Source organism: Pseudomonas sp. DE0157, from assembly GCF_007678615.1.
Classification (GTDB): Bacteria; Pseudomonadota; Gammaproteobacteria; order Pseudomonadales; family Pseudomonadaceae; genus Aquipseudomonas; species Aquipseudomonas parafulva_B.
In genome coordinates this window covers 83,579-101,695 of sequence record NZ_VEJN01000014.1, presented here as the reverse complement: position 1 = coordinate 101,695, position 18,117 = coordinate 83,579, and the positions used below count along the sequence as shown (strand labels likewise).

The window sequence follows — 18,117 nt, the reverse complement described above, 5'->3', positions numbered from 1 at the left end:
GTCAAACGTCCTTGGGGGCTAGATCGAGCAGGGCCTGGCCAGCCCGCTCCAGAAAGGCTTGCTTGCTTTCGTCGGCCTGCAGGTGCAAGGGTTCGCCGAAACTCAGGGTGCACAGCAACGGTAACGGCAAAGCGCGTCCCTTGGGCATCACCCGATTGAGGTTGGCGATCCACACCGGCACCAGCTCGACCTGTGGGTGGGCCGCCGCCAGGTGGTACAGGCCACTTCGCAACGGCAACAAGGGCTCATCGCTGAGGTTGCGTGTGCCTTCGGGAAAGAAGATCAGCGAATCGCCCTGGGCCACGGCATCGAGCACCGGTTGCAAGGGGTGACCCTGGCCTTCGTCGCGTTGTCGCTGGATCAGCACGCCATTGAACACCTTGCGGATGAGAAAATCGCGAATACCCGGCTTGGCCCAGTAGTCGGCGCCAGCTACCGGCCGAGTGCGACGCCGCAGCGTCTGGGGCAGCGATGCCCACAGCAGGACGAAATCGCCGTGGCTGCTGTGGTTGGCAAAGTACAGCCGCTGCACCGGAAGGGGCGTGCACCCCAGCCAGAGGGCTCGCGCCCCGGTAATCAGGCGTGCGGCCGAAGTGATCAGGTAGGCGGTGAGGTTGGCGAGCATGGAGCGTTCATCATCCTTTGATAGACAGTATCAGCACGGTAGCCAAGGCCACCGTGAGTTGCAGGCCCAGGCACAGGGCCTGGCGACGCAGCAGGCCGAGCGCAGCCCGGCTGCGCAGCGGCCAGGTACGCGCATCGGTCGGCTGCGGCTTGAGCCCATGGTCGAACAACGCGCGGTCCAGCGCCTGCATGTCTGCCGCCAGGTCCTGGCTTTGGGCCAGGTGCGCGAACAGCTCGGCATCGAGCGCAACGCGAATGGCCCAGTACTTGTGCAGCATGCCCAGGCCAACGAGCAGCAGGCACGGCACAACCGACCAGGGCGACAGCGCCGCGCCGAGCAACGGCACCAGGCCGAACCCGAGCGCCAGCAGGGTCATGCCGTCCGAGAGCCCTGCCAGTTGCCGACCCCGGCGCAGCAGGCTGGCGACCAACACAAGGTCCACTCAGCGCACCCGTTGAGCGAGGCTGACACTGAAAATCCCCCACTCGTCGATGCGTTGGGTCACCTTGCGAAAGCCCGCTGCTTCAACCAGCTGGTCCATTTCTGCCTGGCTGCGGCGACGCATCACCCAAGCCTGGCCACCCCGGTGGCTGGTCAAGGCGCGCGCAATCATCTCCAGTTGCGGATGCCACGGTTGACCGGTGTAGACCAGGTAACTGCCATCCTCCATCGCCTGGGCCAGGCCAGCCAGTGAATGGCTCACCAGGGTGTTGCTGGCGAACAGTTCGTACAGGCCTGACACCACTGCCAGCGTCGGAGGCTGTTCCAGCGTCGCCAGGCTATGGCGGTCGAAGGCATCGCCCTGAACGAAACGTGCAATGTCACCCAGGCCCTTTTCCTGGATCAGTGCGGCGCCTTGTTGCACGTTGAGCGGGCTGTAGTCGCGCAGCAGGATTGACTCAGGGCGCTGATCGACCTGTTGCAGGGCTTCGAGAATGTAGCGGCCATGGCCGGCTGCGATATCCACGATGTGCACCGGGCGGCCGGCATCGCGCAGACGATCCATGGCCAGGCGCAGCAGCGCTTCGACATGCACCTTGCGCTGGCGAATGCCACGCCAACCGATGGCATTGAGGTAGTTCTGGTCGACCAGGCGGCCCAGCCCGCCTTTACCCGCGGGCTGGTTGCGGTACACATAATCCAGTGTGCTGCCCGAATCGAAACCCGTGTCGAAGCCAAGCCGCACGCCGTCCGCTACCTTGCTGCCCAAGCGCAGCCCTGCACGGGTGGCGCGCCAGTAAAGCCCGCGCAGCGAGTGGCGGGGCAAGGGCGCGGCCAGGCTCTCGGCCTCGGCGCAACTGGCGCCGATCTTGTCCGCATCGAGCAGCGAAAGCCGTTCGACCGGGCAGGCGAAGCAGTGCTCGACGAATCGCTCAATACGGCGCAAGGCGTGTGTCCGCTCGCGCTCGCCCAAGGTGTCGTGGAAGAACCCTGGCAGCACGTGCATCTCCTTGCGCGCACTGCCCAGACGGTCGAAGAAGCGCTGCTGAGGTGCGCGCTCGACCACCAGGTCTGCACCGGAGACCAGCAGTTGCGTGGGTAGCTGAATCGCCTGGGCGTCGGCCACCACTCGGTCGGCGGCATCAAACAGGCCTAGCAGCATGGTCACCGAAATGGGCCGGCTGATCAGCGGGTCTGCCTTGTACGACATGACCCGTTCCGGGTCATGGGTCAGCAGTTGTGGCTTGACGTAGCTGTTGACGAAGAAATTGCCGCGCACGGCCTTGAGCAGCTTCAGGCCAGGGCGGGCAAAAGGTACGTACAGCTTGACCTTGAACGCCGGAGACGCCAGCACCAGGCAACGTACCTTGGGTGCGTAATCATGCGCCCATGTGGCCACCAGCACCGCGCCGACACTCTGCGCCAGCACCACCAGGTCCTGTTCGGCCAGCCCGTGGCGGGCCTGAATGTGCTCGATGAACGTCTGCACATCGCGCACGCTGGTCGCAAAGCCTGGGCTGTCCCCGCGTGCGCCGGGCGACAGGCCGTGGCCGCGGGCATCCCAGGCAAAAAAGTCATAGCCCGGCATGGCCAGCTCATCGGCCAGGTGGGCCATTCGCCCGCCGTGTTCATGGCCGCGGTGGAACATCACCACCGCCCGACGCGGCTGGTGTTCGTTGCGCGTGGCAGGCCAGTGACGGTAGTGCAGCTCGACACCGTCATGGGTGGAAAAATGCAGGCTTTGCGCTTGGCGCATGGTCGATATCCTTATGCGACGGGCGAAGACTCAGCGGGTTTCAGCCAGCCCGTGACGCACCCGGTTGTAGAGGGTATAGAGGCAGAGCGCCAGGATCACAAGCAGCAATCCATTGACCCAGGTGCCGTCAAGCAAACCCAGGGCGACACCGGTACCCAGTACGCCGAAGGCGAAGGCGCGGTCGCTCTTGCCCATGGGCCCGTCGTAACGGCGCGATGCACCTGCCAAGGGGCCCATTACGCCCGCGTATTCGCTGACCGTCGCCAGCAGCACCACCAGCACCACCAGCGCCGGCCACACGCCCACCAAGAGCGCGAACGGCAGGTACAAGGCGGCATCGGCGATCACGTCGCACAGCTCGTTCAGATAGGCGCCAAGGGTGGATTGCTGGCCAAATTCGCGCGCCAGCATGCCGTCGATGGCATTGAGTGCCATGCGCAGCAGCATCCATATTGGCACCAGGATGAACAAACCGTGGAGGTGAGGCAGGGCCGCTAGCAACAACCCTAGCGCAACGGAGATTACGGCAGCGGCGAGCGTGACTTGGTTGGCCGTGATGCCCCGGTCATACAGGCGCTGCACCAGAGGCCGCAGCAGGGCCTGGAAACGGGGTTTGAGCTGGTAGATCGATGCCACTGGCAAGTCCTTTTTGGTGGGGCGTTGTCGCGCATTCTGGTGCAGTCCTGGTGGCCGGTAAAGCCGCAGGTACCATGACTGCGCTGCAAGAAGTTTCAGGTCCGCTCGGTGAATACCCCCACCAATGCCGCTGCATAGCCTGGCAGGGCCGCGAAGTCCCGCGCGCACAACAGCAACCTCCGGTTAGCCCAGGGTTCCTGCAGTGCCATGGCCCGCAGCGGCAACACCCCTTGCCAGCGCTGCACCGCCGCCAGGGGTACGACGCCGACGCCGGCACCGCCTGCGACCATGCGCAACACACCCTCCAAGCCCTCGGCACGGACCCTGACGCGCATGCGCTGGCCTGCACGCAGCGCCTGCTCCTCCAGGTAAAGGGCCAGGGCACTGGCCGGCCCGAGACCGACATGACCATGGGCCAGGCTGTCGACGAAGCGCGGTGTGGGAAGGTTGGCGAGCGGGTGATCATTCGGCGTCACCAGTACCAAAGGGTCGTCGCGAAATGGTCGAGTCTGTAGATGCTCGCTAGGGGCTGCGCTGGAGATGATACCCAGGTCGGCCATGCCCTGGGTGATGGCCTGCACGATGCGCAAGCTCGGGTGCTCCTGCACATCCACGCTCATCCCAGGGTTCTCGGCCAGGTAGGCCGCCAGCAGTTCGGGCAGGTATTGGGTCAGGGCCGCGGTGTTACACAGCAAGCGCACCTGGCCCTGATGCCCTTGCGCGTACTGACCCAGGTCGAATTGCAAGCGCTCGACCTGTTGCGCGATGAGCCGGGCATGTTGCAGCAAGGCCTGCCCCGCAGGCGTGGGGCAGACACCCCGGCGATTGCGCAGCAAGAGTGCAACGCCCAGGGACGCTTCCATGGCACGAATCCGGGCGCTGGCTGCCGGCAGCGAAAGGTGGCTGCGCCCAGCGCCGGCGGTGATATTGCCGCACTCGACGGTGTGCCGGAAAAGCGTCAGGTCAACGAGGTCAAAATGCATGAGGCTCTGTCTGGGCAATAGGCTGACCACGAATATGACAGATGTTCAGCACGTCATGCATTGACCATGATGGGCACATGATGACCTTCACAGCGTTTTACCAAGACCTTGGCCCACTGTTAACTGCGCTGGTATTTGCCACCTTTCTTCTGGCAGGTGCCGTCAAAGGCGTGATCGGGCTCGGCCTGCCAACCGTTGCCATGGGGCTGCTGGGCCTGGCTATGCCACCTGCGCAGGCTGCTGCGTTGCTGATCGTCCCCTCCACGGTGACCAATCTGTGGCAACTGGCGGCAGGGGGGCATTTGCAGGCGTTGCTGCGCAGGCTGGGCCCGATGCTGGCCATGATCTTCATCGGCACCTTGCTGGGCAGTGTGTGGCTGGGCATCAGCAGTGGCGCCTGGGCCGCGCACGCACTGGGGGGCGCACTGATGGTCTATGCCGTTTACGGGCTGGCTGGGCCGGCCTTGCGCGTTGCGCGGAAACGGGAAGGGTGGCTAGGTCCTGTCTGCGGCCTGGCTACCGGGGTGATCAGTGCGGCCACGGGCGTGTTCGTGATGCCGGCAGTGCCTTACCTGCAAAGCCTTGGTCTTAACCGTGACGAGATGATTCAGGCCCTTGGGCTGGCATTTACGGTGTCCACCCTGGCGCTGGCCTTCGGCCTTGCCGGGCAGGGCGTACTCGGCGGTCCGGCGCTGGGTGCCTCTTTACTGGTGGTGGTGCCCGCCCTGCTTGGCATGCAGGCGGGCCAGTGGCTGCGTCGACGCGTCAGCGCACACTTGTTTCGCCGCTGTTTCTTCGTGGGCCTGATGCTGCTGGGCGTGCATTTGCTGATCAACGGTTAGCGGATGAGCCGCTGAGCATGTCGACCCGTTGGATTTCGAAGTCGCGCTCCAGGTAATCCATGCGCCGGTCGAAAAAAGCGGCCATGTGCGGCAGGGCCGAGTGCACATCCAGTGCCGCCTTGTTCGCCCAGACTTCGAAGAACACGAACAAGCTCGGGTCCTGCTGATCGCGCAGCATGTGGTATTCGATACAGCCAGGTTCGCGGCGGCTGGGCTCGACATAGGGCCGGAACAGTCGCTCGAAGGCTTCTGCCATTTCCGGGCGTGTCTTGGCTTTGAGAATGAAGGCGTACTGCTCGTTCATGACGTTCTCCTGCTTCGGGAGTGCTAGAGATTAAAGCAATAATCCCTGTCGATTCGTGATCTTGAGGCAAATGTATTTTGCCGTTGATTGGCTGTTTCCCAACCGGGCCTGACTTTAACCTGCTTGCCTGCAATCAGTGTCCAGGTCCGGGAGGCCCCTATGAAAAATATCCTGCTACTCAACGGCGGCAAACAGTTTGCCCATTCCGCCGGGCAGCTCAATACCACCCTGCACGAGGCCGCACTGGCGCACCTTGACCGTGCAGGTTTCGACGTGCGCCAGACCTTCATCGACGGGGGCTATGACGTGCAGGAGGAGGTGGAGAAATTCCTCTGGGCTGACGTGGTGATCTACCAGATGCCAGGCTGGTGGATGGGCGCGCCCTGGACCGTCAAGAAGTACCTCGATGAGGTCTTCACTGCCGGGCATGGCAGCTTGTATGCCAGTGATGGTCGTACTCGCTCGGATCACACGCAAAAATACGGCAGTGGCGGGCTCATTCAAGGCAAGCAGTACATGCTGTCGCTCACGTGGAATGCTCCGCAGCAAGCGTTCGACGAGGCTGACGACTTCTTCGAGGGCAAAGGTGTGGATGCGGTGTACTTCCCTTTCCACAAGGCGCAGCAGTTCCTGGGCATGAGCGGCTTGCCGACCTTCCTGGCCACCGACGTCATGAAGCGACCGGATGTCCCGGCCGCGTTAGCGGCCTATCAAGCGCACTTGGACCGCGTGTTTGGCAAAGCTCAGTAGCCCTCTGGCTTGCGGGCATCGCTGGACTTCCCTCGCGCAAGCGGCTATCTAGACCCTGGCGACTCTATCCACAGGCCTTGATGTGAAAACCCGATCCGAAGAACTCCAGGTGTTCGTCGCCGTCATCGACGGTGGGTCTATCTCTGCAGCGGCCGCGCAGATGGGCCAGACGCCCTCGGCAGTCAGCCGAACCCTGGCGCGCCTGGAGGCCAAGCTGGGCACCACGCTGGTCAACCGGACCACCCGGCGCATGGACCTGACCGAGGAAGGACGGTTCTTTCTCGAACAGGCAAGGCAGGTGCTGCGACAGATGGACGAGCTGGAAGAGCGCCTGGCGATGAACCGGCAGACGCCCACCGGTCGCCTGCGGGTCAACGCGGCCACGCCATTCATGCTTCACGCCATCGTGCCCTGGATAGGCGAGTTCCGGCAGCAGTACCCCGGCATCGAGTTGGCGCTCAACACCGATGACCTGATCATCGACTTGCTTGAGCACAGTACCGACGTGGCCATCCGCATTGGCGAGCTGGCCGATTCCAGCCTGCACGCGCGCAACCTGGGTTGCAGCCCGGTGCAGGTACTCGCCAGCCCGGTTTATCTGAGGCGTCACGGCACACCGCAGCGGGTCGAGGATCTGGCCGATCACTGCCTGCTTGGCTTCAGCCAACCCGAGACGCTGAACCAATGGCCTCTGCGCCATGCTCAGGGCGAGCACTGGACCATTCGGCCCACGCTGGTCGCGTCCAGCGGCGAGACGCTGCGCCAGCTGGCGCTGGCCGGGGAGGGCATCGTCAGCCTGTCGCACTTCATGACCCACGAAGACATTCGCAGCGGCCGTCTTCAGGTCGTGCTGCCCCAGGCCAATAACGGCCACCGTCAGCCCATCCATGCGGTGTACTACCGCAATACCCAACTGGCCCTGCGCATTCAATGCTTCCTGGATTTCATCCAGCGCAAGTTGGCGATCTACGCCTGTTCAGTTGCCTGAACGCGACATCTGCTGCCTAGGGGCGGCGCGTTCTCGACGATGAGATTGCACAGGCCTGACGCTTGGGTCTTACTGACGGTCCCACAAGAACAACACCCAAGGAATGTGTCATGCGTAGCGTCCCTTTCCAGTACCTGGCTCTGGCAGCCGCGCTGTTGGGCAGCTCATCGGTGTACGCCGTTGCCCTGGAGGGCGGGGCTGTCGCCGCGCCTGATCAGTACGGCGCCCAGGTAGCCGCCGATATCCTGAAAAAAGGCGGCAACGCGGTCGATGCCGCGGTAGCCACCGCATTCACGCTGGCAGTCACTTACCCCGAGGCCGGCAACATTGGCGGTGGTGGTTTCATGACGTTGTTCGTGGACGGCAAGCCCTATTTCCTCGACTACCGTGAAGTGGCGCCCAAGGCGGCCACGCGCAACATGTACCTGGATGACAAGGGCGAAGTGATCGAGAACCTGAGCCTGGTGGGGGCCCGTGCTGCGGGCGTACCAGGCACGGTGATGGGCTTGTGGGAGGCTCATCGCAAGTTCGGCAAGCTGCCATGGAGCGAGCTGCTGACACCGGCCATCGGCTACGCCAAAAACGGCTTCAAGGTCGCGGACAAGCAGTATCAGTACCGCAACGATGCCCAGGGCATGTTCAAGACCGCCACCAACTTCAACGACTACTTCGGCAGCATGAAGGTCGGTGAGCTGTTCAAACAACCCGAGATGGCCCAGACCCTCGAGCGCATCGCCGACAAGGGCGTGAGCGAGTTCTACCAGGGTAAGACCGCCGACCTGCTGGTGGCGCAGATGCAGGCCGATAAGGGGCTGATCACCAAGCAGGACCTGAAGGACTACAAGGCCGTGTGGCGCGAGCCAATGGCCGTCAGCTGGCGCGGCAATGTGGTGTACACCGCGCCTCCGCCCAGTTCCGGTGGGGTTGCCCTGGCCCAGCTGTTGGGCATCAAGGAGGACCGTGCCGCCGATTTCAAGGGTGTGGCGCACAACTCTGCGCAGTACATCCACCTGTTGGCCGAGATTGAAAAGCGCGTCTTCGCCGATCGGGCCGACTACCTTGGCGACCCGGCTTTTACAAAAGTGCCCGTGGACCAGTTGGTGGCCAAGGATTACCTGGCTAAGCGCGCAGCGCAGGTCAATCCCAAGGCCATTTCCGCCACCGATCAGGTCAAGCCAGGGCTGGAGCCGCACCAGACCACGCATTTCTCCATCGTCGACAAGGCCGGCAATGCAGTCAGCAACACCTACACGCTCAACCTCGATTACGGCAGTGGCGTGGTGGTCAAGGGGGCCGGGTTCCTGCTCAATGACGAGATGGACGACTTCAGCGCCAAGCCAGGTGCTGCCAATGCGTTCGGCGTAATCGGTGGCGATGCCAATGCCATCGAGCCGGGCAAGCGCATGCTGTCTTCAATGAGCCCCAGCCTCATGACCCGTGACGGCAAGGTGGAGCTGGTGATCGGCACGCCGGGTGGGTCGCGTATTTTCACCTCGATTTTCCAGGTGATGAACAACCTGTACGACTACGGCATGCCGCTGGACAAGGCAGTGGCTGCGCAGCGGGTGCACCACCAGTTGCTGCCCAAGGACACGATCTATTTCGACAGCTATGCGCCGCTGACCGGGCAGGTGGCCGCTGATCTGAACAAGATGGGTTATGTGTTGGAGGACCAAGGCTGGGAGATGGGCGACATCCAGGCCATTCGGGTCAATGGACAGACGCTTGAGACCGCGTCCGACCCACGTGGTCGTGGGGTAGGGATGGTAGTGAAGTGAAAAGGCTGATGGCGCGCCGGAGTGCTGGCATTCAGCCAATGGCTGGGGACCGCAACAAAAGCTGAGGCCGCTGTGCGGCCTATCGCGGCACAAGGCCGCTCCCACAGGATTCGGGTAGCCTCTGGATACGCAAACCCGTGGGAGCGGCCTTGCCGGGGCGCCGGACCGGCCGCGATGGGCCGCAAAGCGGCCTCAGGTAACCAGCTCCACGACAGGCTGCACAAACTGCTGCGGCGCCTCTGCTACGGCCCACCGTCCAACCCTCTGCTTCAGGTCAAACCCGGAACCGGCTGACCAGCATTTGCAACTCACCCCCAAGCCGCGCCAGCTCAACGCTCGACGCCGCCGTCTCGTCGCTGGCCGAGGCCGTCTGCTCCGACACATCGCGCACATTCAGGATGCTGCGGCTGATCTCTTCAGCCACCGCGCTCTGCTGCTCGGCCGCAGCGGCAATCTGCTGGTTCATCGACTGGATGCTCGACACGGTGCCTGTGATGTTCTCCAGCGACTCACCCGCCTTGCGCGCCAGTTCGACGCTGCTGTCGGTCAAGGCGCGGCTGCCCTGCATGGCATTGGCCACCTGCTGGGTGCCATTCTGCAGGCTGGCGATCAGCTCTTCGATTTCCTCGGTCGACTTCTGCGTACGCTGAGCCAGCCCGCGCACTTCGTCTGCCACCACGGCAAAACCGCGCCCGGCTTCACCCGCACGCGCCGCCTCGATGGCCGCGTTGAGGGCCAGCAGGTTGGTCTGCTCGGCCACCGACTTGATCACGTCCATGACGCTGCCGATTTTCTGGCTTTCCTGCTGCAACGCGGTCATGGCCTCGGTGGAGCGGTGCATGTCCTGCGCCAGGCGCTCGATCTGGCAGATTGCCTCGCCCACCACCCGATCCCCGGCCCGCGCTTCGCCATCGGCACCTGTGGCCGCCTGCGAAGCCTGTTCGGCATTGCGCGCCACTTCCTGAACCGTGGCGGCCATCTCGTGCATCGCCGTAGCCACTTGGTCGGTTTCGACTTTCTGGCTGTTGGCACCGGCACTGGTCTGTTCGGTCACGGCTGACAGCTCCTCGGCAGCGCTGGCGATCTGGGTCACGCCATCGCGAATGCCGCCGATCAGCTCGCGCAGGGTCGTGCCCATGCGGGCAATGCCTTGCTGCAGCACCCCCAGCTCGTCGCGGCGGGTGACATGCAACTGCTGGGTCAGGTCACCGCTGGCGATTTTCTCAACCGCGGCCAGGGTGTCCTGCAACGGCCGGGTGATCTGCCGGGTGATCAGGACGGCTGCCACGATGCCCACCAGCAATGCCAGCAGGGTGGCGATGGTCTGCAAGGTGCGCGCCTGGCTGCTTTCGACGTCGCGACGCTCCAGCTGGATCTTGTACAGCGCATCGCTGTGCTTGACGATGTCCGCGCCCTGAACCGTCATCTCGGCGCGCGCACTGGTAATGGTGGCCACGGCATCGCGGAATTGACGCGTAGCTTCACGGTAGTCGGTGACTGCGCGCTCGAGCTGTTGCACCCGCTCGCTTGGGCCGGACAGCTCACGCTTGAGACTATCGACCACCGCAAGCGCCGCATCGAGCTGGCGCAGAGCCGCTTGTTCATTGTCCGCCGTGTTGTCGGCGATGTAGCCGCGTACATCGATACGCACCTGCATCAGTTGCTGGCGGGCCTTGCTGATCAGCTGGTACTGCGCAAGGCGCACGCTGTCGGCCTCTGGGCGAGCCATGACTTCCTGGCTCAATGCCTCCATGGCTTGGTCAGCCTGGTTACCGGCGCGGGTCATGGCGGCGCGGGCGGCACGGCTGGCGTCATAGCCCTGGCGCATCTTGGACAGCGATACCTTGTAGGCGCTGATGATGTCGCCCAGTTCGCCCAGCAACTTGACGTTTTCAGGGCTCTTGAACGTGTGCTCCAGGTAAGCCTGCTGCTTGCTGAAGGTGTCGAGCTTGGCCAAGGTGTTGGCAGCAGCGGCGTCATCGCCGTTGGCGATCATGTATTGCAGGCGGGCGATACGCAGGTCGGTAAGGTCCTTGTTCAACTGGCCGATGTCGCTCATCCAGTTGCTGCGGTCGATGAGACCGCCCAGGCTCGTCCAGCCCACCAGGGCCAGCAGGCCGGTCAGGATCAGCACCAGGCCGAAGCCCAGGCCGAGTTTGAGGTTGACGCTGATATTGGCAAACCAGCTGTTCATGCACGCACTCCAGAAGTTGTTTTCGCTCTCTTGATCTCCGATCGCAAGGCGTTGTTATTCTGGATGCCCGCTCAATCGTGCTGGAGTTATCGGCCGTTGGCGAGGAAGCTGAAACGCTTTTTCAGCCGTAAGGGCGATACGGCGCGTTTCAGCGACCACAGGTGCTGTAATAGTCGAATCAATCAGGTGCAACGCTGAACATGTTCAGAGATTACGCGCGCTGAAGGTGTCGCAGCTGTCGACGTCGCCTTGAGCGAACCCGGCCTTGAACCAGCGTACGCGTTGCGCCGAGGTGCCGTGGGTGAACGAGTCGGGCACCACGCGCCCTTGACCTTGTTGCTGCAGCCGGTCGTCACCGATGGCATTGGCGGCATTGAGCGCTTCCTCCACATCGCCAGGTTCCAACCAGTTCAGGCGTTTTTGTGCCTGGTAGGCCCACACGCCAGCAAAACAGTCAGCTTGCAGTTCCTGGCGCACCAGCAGGCCATTGCTGCCTTCCATGCGCTGGCCGCTGCGTCTTGCCGCATCCACCTTGGCCGAGACGCCAAGCAGGGTCTGCACGTGGTGGCCGATTTCATGGGCGATCACGTACGCCTGGGCGAAGTCGCCGGCAGCCGAGAAGCGTGTTTCCATTTCCCGGAAGAACGACATGTCCAGGTACACCTGCTGATCCGCCGGGCAGTAGAACGGCCCGACCGCCGCGGTGGCAAAGCCGCAGGCAGAATTCACCTGACCACTGAACAGCACCAGCTTGGGGTCCCTGTACTGTTTGCCGGACTGGGCGAACAGGGCTTGCCAGGTGTCTTCGGTGTCGCCCAATACGGAGGCGACGAATTCTGCCTGCTGGTCATTGGCCGGTGGCGCCTTGCCATCGGTCACGGCAGGCGCTTGCTGCTGCATCTGGCCAGTCAGTTGACCGAGGATCTGCAAGGGATCCTGGCCCGTCAGCCAGCCGATCCCGACAATCAGCAAGATGGCGCCAAGCCCCAGCCCTTTGCCACCGCCAAAGCGCATGCCACCGCCACCTGCGCCCCGTGCATCGACCACATTGTCGCTACGCCGGCCTTTTCGCCATTCCATGAGTGCTCTCCAGAGCGTGAAACAAGAAGACAAATATTAGTTCAACACAGCCTCAGGTGTCAGAGCACCGGCAGCTGTCTAGCGCATTGGAGATTGCCGGGGCGGCTGAATTCAATTTCATCGGCCCCGACCTGCACAGGGTCCAGGCTCAGCGCCGCACCAGCAGCACACCGCTTTCCATGTGGTGGGTGTAGGGGAACTGATCGAACAACGCGCAACGCTCGATCCGGTGGGTATCGTGGAGCTGGGCAATGTTCGCCGCGAGTGTTTCCGGGTTGCACGAAATGTACAGGATCCGCTCGAAGCGCCGGGTCAGCTCGCAGGTGTCCGGGTCCATGCCGGCGCGCGGCGGATCGACGAAGACCGTGCCGAATGCGTAGCTTTTCAGATCGATGCCTTCCAGGCGGCGGAACGGGCGCACCTCGTTCAGCGCCTGGGTCAGTTCTTCAGCCGACAAGCGCACCAGCCGCACGTTATCCACAGCGTTTTCGGCCAGGTTGCTCAGTGCAGCATTGACCGAGGTCTTGCTGATCTCCGTGGCCAGCACCTGGCGCACCCGGGTGGCCAGCGGCAAGGTGAAGTTGCCGTTGCCGCAGTACAGCTCGAGCAGGTCGTCATCGCGCTCGCCAATGGCCTCGAAGGCCCAGCTCAGCATCTTTTGGTTCACGGCGCCGTTAGGCTGGGTGAATGCACCTTCAGGCTGGCGATAGCTGAACACACGGCCGGCCACGTCGAGCTTTTCAACCGCATAGTCACGGCCGATGACCAGGCGCTTGCCCTTGGAGCGGCCGACAAGGCTCACTCCCAGGTCTTCAGCCAGTTGCCGCGCAGTCACTTCCCACGCTTCGTCCAGCGGGCGGTGGTAGCACAGGGTGACCATCGCATCACCGGCCAGGGTGGTGAGGAATTCCACCTGGAACAGGCGATTGCTCAATGCCTCGCTGGCCTGCCAGGCCGCCTTCAGGCGCGGCATCAGGTCGTTGATGCGCTCGCTGGCAATCGGAAAATCGTCGATCAGGATAGCCTTGTGCTTCTCGCCAGGGGCGAACATCGCATAGTGGCGCTGGCCGTCCTCGCGCCACAGGCGGAACTCCGCACGCAGACGATAGTGCGCGCGCGGCGAGTCGAACACGGCAGGCTCTGGCGCACCAAAGGGGGCCAGCAGCGCACGCAAGCGGGCGGCCTTATCCTGCAGTTGCGCGTCGTAGGCGCTAGGGTCGAATGCAGCACTCATGCGTTGAACCAACCCAATTTGATGACGAACAGGATGGAAAGAATCACCAGGGCCGCGTTCAGGTCATGGCGACGCCCGGAAATAAGCTTCACGGCGGTCCAGGCGATGAAGCCGAAGGCAATGCCGTTGGCAATCGAATAGGTCAGCGGCATGGCCAGCGCGGTAACCACCACCGGGGCGGCTTCGGTGACATCGTCCCAGTTGATTTCCGCCAGGCCCGAGGCCATCAGCACGGCAACGAACAGCAACGCCGGCGCCGTGGCGAATGCCGGTACGCTGCCGGCCAGCGGCGCGAAGAACAGGGCCAGCAGGAACAGCACGGCGACCACGATGGCCGTTAGGCCCGTACGGCCCCCGGCGCTTACGCCAGCCGCAGACTCGATGTAGCTGGTGGTGGTCGAGGTGCCCAGCAGCGAGCCGGCCATGGCCGCGGTGCTGTCGGCAATCAGGGCGCGGCCCATCTTCGGCATGTGGCCGTCCTTGCCCATCAGCCCGGCGCGCTTGGCTACGCCAATCAGGGTGCCGGAGTTATCGAACAGGTCGACGAACAGGAAAGCGAAGATGACGCTCACCAGGCCCACATCCAGCGCCCCGGCAATGTCCAGTTGCAGGAAGGTCGGCGCCAGCGAAGGCGGCATGGACACGATGCCCCCGAATGGCGTCACGCCCATGGCAATGGCGGCCACAGTCACGGCCAGAATGCCGATCAACACGGCGCCGCGCACCTTCAGCGCTTCCAGGCCTACGATCAGGAAGAAGCCCAGGGTGGCCAGGATCGGTGCCGGCTGGCGCAGGTCACCCAGGCCAACCAAAGTCGCAGGGTTATCCACGACGATGCCCGCGTTATGCAGCGCGATCAACGCCAGGAACAACCCGATACCCGCCGCAATGGCCGAGCGCAGGGGCAGGGGAATGCTGTTCACGATCCATTCCCGGATCCGGAAGATCGACAGCAGGAAGAACATCACCGCCGACAGGAATACCGCGCCCAGGGCCACCTGCCAGGTGTGCCCCATGTGCAGCACCACGGTGTAGGTGAAGAATGCGTTCAGGCCCATGCCCGGCGCCAAGGCGATCGGGTAGTTGGCGATCAGGCCCATGGTGGTCGAGCCAATGGCCGCCGCCAGGCAGGTCGCGACGAACAGCGCACCCTTGTCCATGCCCGTCTCGCCGAGGATGCTCGGGTTGACGAAGAGAATGTAGGCCATGGCCAGGAAGGTGGTGACGCCCGCCAGTATCTCGGTGCGCACATTGGTGTTGTGTGCTTTTAGTTGAAACAGCCTTTCCAGCATGCCCGCTCCCCGAGGCGCCCCCGGCGCCATGAATATGTCGACCCCATCAGCAAAGCACAGACCGTACCGGCTGCCGTGATTTCTATGGGGCAGAAAAAAGCCGCGCATCATACCAGCATGCCGTGCAGGGGCCTATGGCCGTCTGGGAATAGACCGGCCCCGCCCGGTGCGCATGGCGTGCAGGGCCGCTGGGGTGGCTTTTCAGCCTTCGTGCAAACGGTCTCGGTTGGCCAAGGTGGGGAACAGTTTTATCCACACCCCCGTCACCACCAGGGTCCCCACCCCACCCATGACGACGGCCGGGACCGTACCAAACCAGTGCGCGGTGACCCCCGATTCGAATTCGCCGAGCTGATTGGAGGCACCGATGAACAGCCCGTTGACGGCGCTGACGCGCCCGCGCATTTCATCCGGGGTATGCAACTGCACGAAGGCGCCTCGAATGACCATGCTGATCATGTCGGCAGCGCCCAGCACCACCAGGACCGCCAGGGAAAACCAGAAGGACGTCGAGAGGCCGAACGCAACAGTGGCCACGCCAAAGACGCCAACTGCCGTGAACATGGTTCGGCCCACCTTGCGCTCGAAGGGAAAGCGCGCCAACCACACCGACATGAGCAACGCGCCCACCGCGGGCGCCGAACGCAGCAGCCCAAGGCCCAGCGGGCCTGTCAGCAGGATGTCCTTGGCAAATACCGGCAGCAGCGCCGTGGCCCCGCCCAGTAGCACGGCGAACAAGTCCAGCGAGATGGCGCCCAGGATATCCGGTCGGCTGCGAATGAAACGAATGCCGGCCAGCAGCGACTCGACGGTGGCACGGCCGCGTTGAACGACCTGTCCTCGCACGTGCAGGCTCAGGGTCAGCCCACAGGCTATGGCATAAAGCACCACAGTCGGGCCGTAGACCCAGCCGCTGCCGAAGGCATACAGGAACCCGCCCACGGCGGGGGCCACGATGGTGGCCGACTGAGTCGCAGAGGCCGAAGCGGCGACCGCTCGTGGAAACAGGCCCGCGGGCACGACGTTGGGCAACAGCGCCTGGGTCGCCGGCATCTCGAACGAACGGGTGGCGCCGAGCAGAAACGCCAGCACGAAAATCAACTCGCGGCTGACCTGGTCCGTGGCGCTGCCCAGCGCCAGGGCCAGTGCGATCAGCCCTTGCAGGCCTTGGCACAGAGCGGCGACCTTGCGCCGGTCATAGCGGTCGGCCACATGGCCTGTATGCAGCATGAACAGCACACGGGGTGCAAATTCCACCAGCCCCACAAGCCCCAGGTCCAGCACGTTGCCGGTCAGCTGATACAGGTGCCAGCCAATCGCCACGGTCAACATCTGGAATCCGCTGGCGGTGAAGACCCGTGCCAGCCAGAACGCCAGAAAAGGGCGATGATGACGCAACAGCAGCGGTTCAGTCTCGGACATCGGACACCTGTGACCTCGATGCAAGGAAGCTCCGCAGCCTATCATCTGTATGTAACAAATAGTTGCTGTTTACCGTGTTCGACACAGTTTCCGTGCCGCTGAACAGGGGGTGGGGCAACCGGTCACGCGGCAAACAACCACACCTCGCACCGGGCTGTTCGGGGCTATGCTTGACTCATATCGTTGACCTGGATCAATCGTTACGTTTGCAACGATCCCCGACGATTTCGGCCTTTGGCCGCAATCCCTGCACATCGAACAGAACAATTCCAACATGCCGTACTCGACTATGTGGGGGCAGTGGGCGAAAGGGCCGAGTGCCCGACCGCCGGATTATCTGATGAGGTAGCACCTATGTTCGGTCTGGAGGCACTGGATCTTGCCCGGATCCAGTTCGCGTTTACCGTATCCTTCCATATCCTGTTTCCTGCCATCACCATCGGCCTGGCCAGTTACCTGGCGGTGCTCGAAGGGCTGTGGCTCAAGACAGACAGGCAGGTCTATCGAGACCTGTACCACTTCTGGTCGAAAATCTTCGCAGTCAACTTCGGCATGGGCGTGGTCTCGGGCCTGGTCATGGCCTATCAGTTCGGCACCAACTGGAGCCGTTTCTCCGAGTTTGCAGGTTCGGTCACCGGGCCCTTGTTGACCTACGAGGTGCTGACCGCCTTCTTCCTCGAAGCAGGTTTCCTGGGGGTGATGCTCTTTGGCTGGAACCGCGTGGGCCGTGGCCTGCATTTCTTCGCTACCTGCATGGTGGCGCTTGGAACGCTGGTTTCAACCTTCTGGATCCTGGCCTCGAACAGCTGGATGCATACCCCGCAAGGTCACGAAATCATCGATGGTCGCGTGATTCCGGTTGACTGGTTCGCTGTCATCTTCAACCCCTCGTTCCCGTTCCGCCTGATGCACATGGCCACGGCGGCGTTCGTCGCTACCGCCTTCTTCGTAGGCGCGTCGGCTGCCTGGCACCTGCTGCGTGGGCGCGACAACCCTTCAGTGCGCAAGATGCTCTCCATGGCCATGTGGATGGCGTTGATCGTCGCGCCGATCCAGGCAGTGATCGGCGACTTCCACGGCCTCAACACCCTCAAGCATCAGCCGGCGAAGATCGCCGCTATCGAGGGGCATTGGGAGAACCCGCCCGGCGAGCCTACCCCGCTGATCCTCTTCGGCATCCCGGACATGCAAGCTGAAACGACACGGTTCAAGATCGAGATCCCGGTGCTCGGTAGCATCATCCTCACCCACAGCCTGGACAAGCAGGTGCCGGCCTTGAAGGAGTTCCCGCCTGAAGACCGGCCCAACTCCACCATCATCTTCTGGTCCTTCCGCATCATGGTGGCGCTGGGCATGCTGATGATCGCCGCTGGCGTGTGGAGCCTTGTATTGCGCAAGGGCGGCAAGCTGTACACCTCGCGGCCGTTCCTGCACTTCGTGACCTGGATGGGGCCTTCCGGGTTGCTGGCAATCCTCGCCGGCTGGTTCACCACCGAAATCGGCCGCCAGCCCTGGGTGGTCTACGGGCTGATGCGCACAGCCGACGGCGTTTCCAACCACAGCTATACCCAGCTGGGGTTCACCCTGGTGGCGTTCGTGGTGGTGTACTTCGCGCTGTTCGGCACCGGGTTCGCCTACATGATGCGCCTGGTGCGCAAGGGCCCGCATACCGGCGAAGGCGATCAGCAGCGTCCGGGCGGTCCTGGCCGCAAACGCACGCCGGCGCGGCCATTGTCCGCCGCCGACGAAGGCAGCGATGCTACCACTGCAGACCTGAGCAAGGGGAACTGAG

At 63.3% G+C, this 18,117-nt stretch carries 16 protein-coding genes; 5 read left to right on the top strand and 11 right to left on the bottom strand.

Features of this window, described 5'->3' with window-relative positions:
* Position 1 precedes the first annotated feature (1 nt).
* The 5 genes from FS777_RS16955 to FS777_RS16935 all read right to left on the bottom strand — a co-directional run bounded on the left by FS777_RS16955 (position 2) and on the right by FS777_RS16935 (position 4,441).
* A complete protein-coding gene (locus FS777_RS16955) occupies positions 2-625 on the bottom strand; it encodes a lysophospholipid acyltransferase family protein (RefSeq protein WP_058604849.1) in 624 nt (207 codons plus the stop codon).
* A 10-nt stretch (positions 626-635) separates the two neighbouring features.
* The gene (locus tag FS777_RS16950; RefSeq protein ID WP_078477996.1) at positions 636-1,067 is read right to left on the bottom strand and encodes a hypothetical protein; all 432 of its coding nucleotides are present in this window, start codon (positions 1,065-1,067) and stop codon (positions 636-638) included.
* Positions 1,068-2,822, bottom strand: a complete 1,755-nt coding sequence (locus FS777_RS16945) for a bifunctional alpha/beta hydrolase/class I SAM-dependent methyltransferase (RefSeq protein ID WP_145256556.1) — start codon at positions 2,820-2,822, stop codon at positions 1,068-1,070. It lies immediately after the preceding gene.
* Between the two features lie 30 nt (positions 2,823-2,852).
* On the bottom strand, positions 2,853-3,458 hold the full coding sequence (locus tag FS777_RS16940) for a CDP-alcohol phosphatidyltransferase family protein (protein WP_058639888.1): 606 nt from the start codon (positions 3,456-3,458) through the stop codon (positions 2,853-2,855).
* Positions 3,459-3,553: 95 nt separating this feature from the next.
* The gene (locus tag FS777_RS16935; protein WP_058604853.1) at positions 3,554-4,441 is read right to left on the bottom strand and encodes a LysR substrate-binding domain-containing protein; all 888 of its coding nucleotides are present in this window, start codon (positions 4,439-4,441) and stop codon (positions 3,554-3,556) included.
* 77 nt (positions 4,442-4,518) lie between these two features.
* Here FS777_RS16935 and FS777_RS16930 point away from each other — a divergent pair, with 77 nt between their 5' ends.
* On the top strand, positions 4,519-5,283 hold the full coding sequence (locus tag FS777_RS16930) for a sulfite exporter TauE/SafE family protein (protein WP_145256553.1): 765 nt from the start codon (positions 4,519-4,521) through the stop codon (positions 5,281-5,283).
* On the opposite strand, the gene FS777_RS16925 is transcribed toward FS777_RS16930, so the two are convergent.
* Complete coding sequence (locus FS777_RS16925; protein WP_078477998.1) at positions 5,273-5,587, bottom strand: putative quinol monooxygenase; 315 nt, start codon at positions 5,585-5,587, stop codon at positions 5,273-5,275. The genes FS777_RS16930 and FS777_RS16925 overlap by 11 nt on opposite strands.
* Before the next feature lie 159 nt (positions 5,588-5,746).
* On the opposite strand from FS777_RS16925, the gene FS777_RS16920 reads away from it, so the two are divergent.
* The 3 genes from FS777_RS16920 (at position 5,747) to ggt (ending at position 9,103) form a co-directional block, all read left to right on the top strand.
* Positions 5,747-6,337 carry an NAD(P)H-dependent oxidoreductase gene (locus tag FS777_RS16920; RefSeq protein ID WP_078477999.1) on the top strand — a complete coding sequence of 197 codons (591 nt, stop codon included), beginning with the start codon at positions 5,747-5,749 and terminating at the stop codon, positions 6,335-6,337.
* A gap of 82 nt (positions 6,338-6,419) precedes the next feature.
* The gene (locus tag FS777_RS16915) at positions 6,420-7,325 is read left to right on the top strand and encodes a LysR family transcriptional regulator (protein WP_078478000.1); all 906 of its coding nucleotides are present in this window, start codon (positions 6,420-6,422) and stop codon (positions 7,323-7,325) included.
* Between the two features lie 110 nt (positions 7,326-7,435).
* A complete protein-coding gene (gene ggt / locus FS777_RS16910) occupies positions 7,436-9,103 on the top strand; it encodes a gamma-glutamyltransferase (protein ID WP_058639883.1) in 1,668 nt (555 codons plus the stop codon).
* Positions 9,104-9,377: 274 nt separating this feature from the next.
* Here the strand turns inward: ggt and FS777_RS16905 are convergent, their stop codons facing one another.
* The 5 genes from FS777_RS16905 to FS777_RS16885 form a co-directional block, all read right to left on the bottom strand.
* The gene (locus FS777_RS16905) at positions 9,378-11,297 is read right to left on the bottom strand and encodes a methyl-accepting chemotaxis protein (RefSeq protein WP_078478004.1); all 1,920 of its coding nucleotides are present in this window, start codon (positions 11,295-11,297) and stop codon (positions 9,378-9,380) included.
* 204 nt (positions 11,298-11,501) lie between these two features.
* Positions 11,502-12,377, bottom strand: a complete 876-nt coding sequence (locus FS777_RS16900) for a neutral zinc metallopeptidase (RefSeq protein ID WP_058604860.1) — start codon at positions 12,375-12,377, stop codon at positions 11,502-11,504.
* 148 nt (positions 12,378-12,525) lie between these two features.
* A complete protein-coding gene (gene trmA / locus FS777_RS16895; RefSeq protein ID WP_145256550.1) occupies positions 12,526-13,611 on the bottom strand; it encodes a tRNA (uridine(54)-C5)-methyltransferase TrmA in 1,086 nt (361 codons plus the stop codon).
* A complete protein-coding gene (locus tag FS777_RS16890; RefSeq protein ID WP_023534351.1) occupies positions 13,608-14,903 on the bottom strand; it encodes an NCS2 family permease in 1,296 nt (431 codons plus the stop codon). Before FS777_RS16890 ends, trmA begins: the two co-directional genes overlap by 4 nt.
* 201 nt (positions 14,904-15,104) lie before the next feature.
* Positions 15,105-16,325 carry an MFS transporter gene (locus tag FS777_RS16885; RefSeq protein WP_078478005.1) on the bottom strand — a complete coding sequence of 407 codons (1,221 nt, stop codon included), beginning with the start codon at positions 16,323-16,325 and terminating at the stop codon, positions 15,105-15,107.
* A 354-nt stretch (positions 16,326-16,679) separates the two neighbouring features.
* Here FS777_RS16885 and FS777_RS16880 point away from each other — a divergent pair, with 354 nt between their 5' ends.
* The gene (locus FS777_RS16880; protein ID WP_145256547.1) at positions 16,680-18,116 is read left to right on the top strand and encodes a cytochrome ubiquinol oxidase subunit I; all 1,437 of its coding nucleotides are present in this window, start codon (positions 16,680-16,682) and stop codon (positions 18,114-18,116) included.
* Position 18,117 lies beyond the last annotated feature (1 nt).

Bases quoted from the DNA above. Each gene is read 5' to 3' on its own strand.
- FS777_RS16890 (WP_023534351.1), bottom strand. From the start codon at position 14,903: ATGCTGGAAAGGCTGTTTCAACTAAAAGCACACAACACCAATGTGCGC.
- FS777_RS16885 (WP_078478005.1), bottom strand. From the start codon at position 16,325: ATGTCCGAGACTGAACCGCTGCTGTTGCGTCATCATCGCCCTTTTCTG.
- FS777_RS16935 (WP_058604853.1), bottom strand. From the start codon at position 4,441: ATGCATTTTGACCTCGTTGACCTGACGCTTTTCCGGCACACCGTCGAG.
- FS777_RS16955 (WP_058604849.1), bottom strand. From the start codon at position 625: ATGCTCGCCAACCTCACCGCCTACCTGATCACTTCGGCCGCACGCCTG.
- FS777_RS16905 (WP_078478004.1), bottom strand. From the start codon at position 11,297: ATGAACAGCTGGTTTGCCAATATCAGCGTCAACCTCAAACTCGGCCTG.
- FS777_RS16880 (WP_145256547.1), top strand. From the start codon at position 16,680: ATGTTCGGTCTGGAGGCACTGGATCTTGCCCGGATCCAGTTCGCGTTT.
- ggt (WP_058639883.1), top strand. From the start codon at position 7,436: ATGCGTAGCGTCCCTTTCCAGTACCTGGCTCTGGCAGCCGCGCTGTTG.
- FS777_RS16900 (WP_058604860.1), bottom strand. From the start codon at position 12,377: ATGGAATGGCGAAAAGGCCGGCGTAGCGACAATGTGGTCGATGCACGG.
- FS777_RS16945 (WP_145256556.1), bottom strand. From the start codon at position 2,822: ATGCGCCAAGCGCAAAGCCTGCATTTTTCCACCCATGACGGTGTCGAG.
- FS777_RS16920 (WP_078477999.1), top strand. From the start codon at position 5,747: ATGAAAAATATCCTGCTACTCAACGGCGGCAAACAGTTTGCCCATTCC.
- FS777_RS16925 (WP_078477998.1), bottom strand. From the start codon at position 5,587: ATGAACGAGCAGTACGCCTTCATTCTCAAAGCCAAGACACGCCCGGAA.
- trmA (WP_145256550.1), bottom strand. From the start codon at position 13,611: ATGAGTGCTGCATTCGACCCTAGCGCCTACGACGCGCAACTGCAGGAT.
- FS777_RS16930 (WP_145256553.1), top strand. From the start codon at position 4,519: ATGATGACCTTCACAGCGTTTTACCAAGACCTTGGCCCACTGTTAACT.